At 74.9% G+C, this 6,862-nt stretch carries 4 protein-coding genes; 1 reads left to right on the top strand and 3 read right to left on the bottom strand.

The annotated features are described in order from the left end of the window. A partial coding sequence (locus DY240_RS09040) for a S8 family peptidase (protein WP_119659606.1) occupies positions 1 to 3,690 on the top strand: 3,690 nt, incomplete at its 5' end. Here DY240_RS09040 and DY240_RS09035 read toward each other — a convergent pair. The 3 genes from DY240_RS09035 to DY240_RS09025 form a co-directional block, all read right to left on the bottom strand. Then, the gene (locus DY240_RS09035) at positions 3,669 to 4,667 is read right to left on the bottom strand and encodes a helix-turn-helix domain-containing protein (RefSeq protein ID WP_119659605.1); all 999 of its coding nucleotides are present in this window, start codon (positions 4,665 to 4,667) and stop codon (positions 3,669 to 3,671) included. The two genes, DY240_RS09040 and DY240_RS09035, sit on opposite strands and share 22 nt — an antisense overlap. Before the next feature lie 22 nt (positions 4,668 to 4,689). Beyond that, complete coding sequence (locus DY240_RS09030) at positions 4,690 to 5,619, bottom strand: dihydrodipicolinate synthase family protein (protein ID WP_119659604.1); 930 nt, start codon at positions 5,617 to 5,619, stop codon at positions 4,690 to 4,692. Positions 5,620 to 5,681: 62 nt separating this feature from the next. Beyond that, on the bottom strand, positions 5,682 to 6,862 hold a 1,181-nt coding region (locus tag DY240_RS09025; RefSeq protein ID WP_147375252.1), incomplete at its 5' end, for an HNH endonuclease signature motif containing protein.

Here is a 6,862-nt window from a genome sequence, read left to right as displayed (position 1 = left end):
CCGGGCGGCGCCGCGGGCCCGGCACCGTCCGCCCCGCTCCCCCGGCCGGCGGCGGACGGCGCCGGCTCGGGCACGACGGTCACGCTGGTCACCGGGCATCGGCTGCGGGTCGACACATTCGCCGACGGCCGGCAGGCGGTCACCGCGCTGCCCGCGCCGGGGGCCGTCCGGGCGAATCTCAAGGTGGTCGAGCGGCCGGAGGGCCTCTACGCGATCCCGGCCGAGGCCGAACCCTACCTCGCGGCCGGCTCGCTGGACCGCGAGCTGTTCAACGTCACGAGCCTCATCGAGCAGGGCTACACCGGCGACGCCCTGCCACTGATCGTGACCTACGCCGGCGGCTCGGCCCGCACGGCCGCCGCCACCGCCGCCCCCAGCCACGCCGTCGTCACCGCCACCCTCGAGAGCGTCGGCGCGGTCGCCGTCGAGGCGCCGGTCGACGACCTCGCGGCCTTCTGGACCGGCGTCGCCGGGGAGCTCCCCACCGGCGACGGCGCCCGGGTGGCGGCCGCGCCGTCCATCGAGAAGATCTGGCTGGACGCCAAGGTCCGGCCCGCGCTGTCCGAGAGCGTGCCGCAGGTCGGCGCGCCCGCCGCGTGGGCGGCGGGCTACGACGGCACCGGCGTCACCGTCGCGGTCCTCGACACCGGGTACGACGCGGCCCACCCGGACCTCGCCGGCCAGGTCGCGCAGGCCGCCGACTTCTCCGGCACGACCGTCCAGGACGCCAACGGCCACGGCACCCATGTCGCCGCCACCGTCGCCGGCACCGGCGCGGCGTCCGGTGGCGCCCGGCGCGGCGTGGCACCCGGCGCCGACCTGCTGATCGGCAAGGTCATCGGCGCCGACGGCACCGGCCAGAACTCGTGGCTGATCGAGGGCATGGAGTGGGCGGTCGCGCAGGGCGCGGACATCGTCAGCATGAGCCTGTCCAGCGAGGTCACCGACGGCTCGGACCCGCTCAGCCAGGCGGTCGACAGCCTGACGGCGGCCAGCGGGACGCTGTTCGTCGCGGCGGCCGGCAACGAGGGCCCCGGCGCGACCAGCGTCCGGGCGCCGGGGGTCGCCGACGCCGCGCTGAGCGTCGGCGCCGTCGACAAGTCCGACGTGCTGGCCGGGTTCTCCAGCCGCGGCCCGCGGCTGCGCGACAACGCGATCAAGCCGGAGATCACCGCGCCCGGCGTGGGAATCGTCGCCGCCCGGGCGGCCGGCACGTCGCTCGGCGACCCGGTCGACGCACTGCACACCAGCCTGGACGGCACCTCGATGGCGACGCCGCACGTGTCCGGCGCGGCCGCGCTGCTGCTCCAGCGTCACCCGGACTGGACGGCGGACCGGCTGAAGCGGGCGCTCGTCCAGTCCGCGCGCGAGCTGGACGACTACACCGTCTACGAGCAGGGCGCCGGCCGCCTCGACGCCGCCCGCGCCGTCTCCCAGACCACGTTCGCCGACACCGCGACGCTGAACCTCGGCACCTACGACTGGCCGCACGACGGCACCGACCCGCTGGTCACCCACACCGTCACGTACACCAACGACGGCTCCGCACCGGTCGTCCTCACCATCGACGCGAGCCTGACCGGCGCGACCGCCGGGCCCGCGCCGTCCGGCATGCTGACGCTGAGCCGCCCGGAGCTGACGGTCCCGGCGGGCGGCACCGCGAGCGTCGACGTCACGCTCGACCCCAACCGCGGCGACCCCGACGTCTACAGCGGGCGCGTCACCGCCCGCTCGGCCGACGGCGCCGTCGTCGTCCACACCGTCCTCGGCGTCACGAAGGAACCGCGGACCATCGAGGTGACCGTCGAGGGCATCGACCACGCGGGCGCGCCGGCGGCCGGGGCCAGCGCCGCCGAGCTGTGGAGCCTCGACACCGACTGGTGGGGCACCGGCTACTTCGGCCGCAAGGGCGGCGGCAGCGGACCGGCCGTGTTCCGCGTGCAGCCGGGCACGTACAGCCTGCTCGGCTTCCTCTTCACCCCGGACGAGTCCGGCGAGCAGGCCCGCGAGGTGGCCGTCGTCGGCGACACCGAGCTCGAGCTGACCGAGGACACCCATCTCGTGCTCGACGGGCGCACCGCCACCCGTGTGGCCGTCGACACGCCGGAGCCGGCCGAGCACCAGGGCCTCACGCTCGGCTGGTACCGCAGCTCCGAGCAGCACATGTTCAACCTCAAGTACATGCTCGACCAGTACATCGACGTCGCGTACGCGGCGCCGACCCAGCCTGTGGAGCGCGGCACGTTCGAGTTCTCCAGCCTGTGGGAGCTGTTCGCGCCGGAGCTGACGCTGCGCGTCGGTGCGGCCGAGATCGCGCACGAGTACGCCGTCGGCTCGCCGAAGCTGGACGGCCGGCACCGCTACCCCGTCGCCGACGCCGGCACGGGCACCCCCGCCGAGGTGGCCGGCCGCGACCTCACCGGTACGGCCGCGCTGGTGCGCCGCTCCGACGACGTGACCGTCGACGCGCAGGTGGCCGCGGTGGCTGCCGCCGGAGCGGAAGCCGTCATCGTGCACCACGACCGGCCCGGCTGGCTGCTGGAGTACGTCGGCGACGGCACCTCGATCCCGGTGGTGACGATCTCGCAGGCCGACGGTGCCGCGATCCTCGACCTGATCGCGGCCGGCGCGGCTCCCGAGGCACGGTTCGACGGCATCGCCGTCAGCCCGTACCTCTACGACCTCATGCAGGCCGAGGCCGGGCACATCCCCGCGTCGCTGGAGTACCGGGTGCGCCCGCGCGACCTCGCCGAGCTGGACACCGCCTACGTCGCTACCGGCCCGGCGCACCTGGGCAACGAGGCGCGGCACGCGTTCCGGCCGTACGACAACTACTCCATCCGCAGCCCGCGCGAGGTGCCGCTGCCGTCGCACCGCGACGAGTGGGTCTCACCCGGCGACACCCGATGGCAGCAGTTCGTGTGGGCGCAGCGGCTGCTGGTCGGCGGCATGATCGAGGGCGAGCGCACGTACGCGGCCGGCGAGTCCGACCCGCGGTCGTGGTTCGGGCCGGTGGTCCGGCCGGGCGTCCCGCTCGACACCGACCACTACGGCCAGTACGGCATGCCGGGCTTCCGCGAGGGCGACGAGCTCACCGTCCTGGTCCGCTCGTTCCTCGACGGCAGCGACCGTAACGGCGACGAGACGGGCGCCGACACCACCGCGGCCCGGCTCTACCGCGACGGCGAGCTGGTCGCGCAGCGCGACGCGGTGTACGGCGGCTGGCCGGCGGCGCCGGAGCCGGCGACGTACCGGTTGGAGCTGGACGTCGACCGCGACGCGCCCTGGTGGGAGCGGTCGACGTCGACCCGCACGGCGTGGACGTTCCGGTCCGCACGGCCGGACCCCGGCGAGCGCGCGATGCTCCCGCTGCTGCAGGTCGACTACGCCGTCGACGTCGACCAGTGGGGCGCCGTGAGCGACCGGGCCCGCACCCGGATCGACCTGACGGTGCACCGGCAGGCCGCGGCCGATCCCGTCGCCGGCGGCAGGCTGCGGCTCTGGGCCTCCTACGACGACGGCGCGAGCTGGCAGGCCGCACGGGTCACCCGTCGCGGTGCGGCCTACACCGCGCTGCTGGACCCCGAACGCGGCGCCGACGCCGTCAGCCTGCGGGTCGAGGCGTGGGACGGCGACGGCAACCGGATCGAGCAGACGGTGGTGCGCGCCTACGGGCTGCGCTCGGCGTAGCCGTCGAGCCAGCCGTGCTGGGCGGCGTGCCAGCCCAGTTGCAGCCGGGTGGAGACCTGGGCGCGGTCGAGCAGCGCGCTGATCCGCCGGTGCACCGTGCGCAGGCTCAGGCCGAGCTGCGTCGCGATCGCCTTGTCCGTCAGCCCGGCCAGCAGCAGCGACACCAGCTGCGCGTCGGCCGGCGGCAGCTGCGACGCCCGGCCGTCCGCCGGGCGCGCCGTCAGCGCGGACAGCTCGAACGCCCGCTCCCACAGCGACTCGAACAGCGCGATGAGCGCCGCCAGCAGCCCGCTGCGGTGGACGACCATGAACGTCGGCTCGGTCTCGGGGTCGTCCTGCGTCAGCGGCACGAACGCCTCCGACCCGTCGATCAGCGCGAACTTCACCGGCAGCTCGTCGACGACGCGGGCCTGCTCGCCGGCCGCGACGTACCGCGCGACGGCCGCGCTGCCGCCGTCGGACTCCAGCACCGAGCGCTCGTAGACGGCGCGCGCCGTGACGCCGCGGGCGAGCAGGTCCAGCTCGGTGTCGTTGGCCTCGTGCGGGATCGCGAACGGCGGCTTGACCAGCACCAGCACCTCGCGCTCGGCCCGTCGCTGCAGTTGCTGGAACCGCTGCGCGACGGCCGGGCGCCCGACGACGACCTCGACCAGCTCGGCCGCCTCGCGCGGCCGGCGGCTGGCGCGGTACCGGCGCAGCAGCTCGTCGACGGCGCGCCGGGTCTCGTGCAGCTCGGCCTGGCGCTGCAGGATCAGCGGCTCGATGGCGATGTCGGGCGGTGTGGCGAGGAACCGCGGCGTCCGGTCGGCGGTGCGGCTCATCAGCCCCTTGGACTCCAGCGACGCGAGCACCGCGGTCGTCTCGTCGAACGACAGCCCGAGCCGGGTGGCGATGGCCGCCGCGGTGTCGGCAGGGGAGTCGACGAGCGCGCCGTACACCTGCTCCTCGACGGCGGTGACACCCGCGGCTTCCAGCATCGGGCCACGGTAGCCGCTGCGATCAGACCGGGAACAGCTCCGGCAGCAGCCGGTGGGCGTCGGCGCGGGCCGGCGCGACGGCGTCGTCCGGGGCCGACGACGCGGGCCAGCGCAGCCTTGTCCCGATGTCGGCCCAGCCGCCGACCGTGGCGAGGAACTTGTCGAGGGCCGGGTTGGACAGCCGCGCGACCTGCAGCGGCGCGATGTGCCGCCGGAAGAACTCGGCGATGCGCGCCTCCAGATCCAGCGCGTCCTCCGGGTCGGTCGTCATCATCCGGTACCAGGCGACGGCGCCCCGCGGCGACATCGCGGCGACGTTGGAGTAGCTGCCGTGCGCGCCGCGGGCGATCCCCGTCGCCAGCAGGTGCCCCGGCACGAAGACCGACAGGTCGCCGGCCAGCTCGGCCATCGCGGTGTACCAGTCCTCGTCGCCACCGGCCATCTTCACCCCGATGAGCGACGGCGTCGCCTCGGCGGCCCGCGCCAGCAGCGCCGGCCCGATCTGGGTCTTGGCATGCGGCGGGTTGTAGAGCACCAGCGGCACCGGCCCGGCCGCCTCGGCCGCGCCGGCGAGGAACCGCACGACCTCGTCGTCGTTCAGCGGCACCCAGTCGGGCAGGATCACCTGGATGGCGCCCGGCTCCAGCGCCGCGGCCCGGCGGATCCGGCCCAGCATCACCGGCGTCGCGGGATGCGAGCCGCCCAGCTGGAACGGCAGCCCGGCCGCCTCGCACCGCGTCGCCAGCACCTCGTTGACGCGGTCGAACTCGCCCTCGTCGATGGCGTGGAACTCCCCCGCCGTCCCGTGCGCATAGACGCCGTCGACACCACTGGCGACCAGCGTGTCGATCTGCGCGGCCAGCCGGCCCCAGTCGATGGCACCGTCACCGCCCAGCGGCAGCAGCACCGTTCCCCACACGCCCCTGACATCGACCGCCCGCAGCGCCTTCATGCGGACGAGCGTAGTGGCGCCCGAGGCGCCGGTCGGCCATGGCACGTCACCTGGCCGAGTCCTCACCCAAGGTTGTCCGCATCGCCATGACCGATGGCGGTCTCAGCGCACGAGCCGATCCGTTCGGGTGGTTTCTCGTAGCGGTGGCCGGTGGGGCTGATCCAGATGGTGGTGCCGTCGGGGAGTCGTTCGACGTGCCAGTGCCCGTGGTGTTTGAGCTTGTGGTGGGTCTCGCACAGGGCGTGCAGGTCGTCGGGGTCGGTGGTCCCGCCGGCGTTGACCGGGATGATGTGGTCGAGGTCGCAGGTGGTCGCGGGGCGGTGGCAGCCGGGGATGCGGCAGGTGCGGTCGCGGGCGATGATGAAGTCGGCGAGGGCTTTGGTGGGGCGGTAGCGGGTGCGGCCGAGGTCGAGCAGGTGCCCGCTGCCATCGGTGCGCAGCCAGGTCCACACGCCCTCGGCGGCGAGGACCTTGGCGACGTGGGCGGGGATGGGCCCGTACCCCTCCAGTTCGCCCGGTTGGTCGCTGAGCCCGATCGCGGTGGCGAACGGCACGGTGATGTGCACGCTGATCGGACGCCGCCGCGGCGTTGCGCTCGTGCCGGAGTGTGCCGGTGGCGGCTGCCCTGCGGCGTTGGAGCTGGGTTGTGCACCGCCGGCAGAACCGGCCGTACCGGCGGAGCCGGCCATTCCGGCTGACGCCCGGTCGGCGGAGTCATCGGCGGAGCCGGCCACTCCGGCGGTGTGGCTCAGCGGGGCGGTGGTGCCGTCGGCGCAGGCGGTGAGGGCCGCCCAGCCCAGCTCGGCCAGCGCGTCGGCGCGGCGCTGATCCTTCGTCCGCGCCGGCACCCCGGCGGCGGCATCGGCCCGCTTGGCGTCCGCCGCGGCCGCGTTCAACGCGGTGTCCAGGGCCGCGGCATCCGCGGCGGGCAGCCGCGCCTCCAGATGCGCCATCCCATCCGACGCCGGCGTGATCACGACATAGCGGCGCTCACGAGCGGCCTCGTACCGGTCCGCCGCCTCCACCGGCGCCAGCTCATGCAACAGCTGCTTGATCAGCTTCCGCAGCGCGACCGAATCCAGGCCGGGTGCTTTCGGCAGCACCGCCGCTTCCACCCGCGCTCGCACGTGGGGGTCTTGGCCGCCGAGCTCGTCGGTGACCACCCGGGCGCGGCGCAGATCGATCGTCCCGGCCGACAACGCGGCGTGGGTGTCGGGGAAGTCCTCCACCAGTTGCAGGGCGT

This window comes from Jiangella rhizosphaerae (genome assembly GCF_003579925.1).
GTDB lineage: Bacteria > Actinomycetota > Actinomycetes > Jiangellales > Jiangellaceae > Jiangella > Jiangella rhizosphaerae.
Note: the sequence above shows the minus strand (reverse complement) of the source record. Positions and strands in the feature narration are given on the sequence as shown.

Excerpts from the sequence above, each read along its gene's own strand:
- DY240_RS09035 (WP_119659605.1), bottom strand. The coding sequence starts at position 4,667 with ATGCTGGAAGCCGCGGGTGTCACCGCCGTCGAGGAGCAGGTGTACGGC.
- DY240_RS09030 (WP_119659604.1), bottom strand. The coding sequence starts at position 5,619 with ATGAAGGCGCTGCGGGCGGTCGATGTCAGGGGCGTGTGGGGAACGGTG.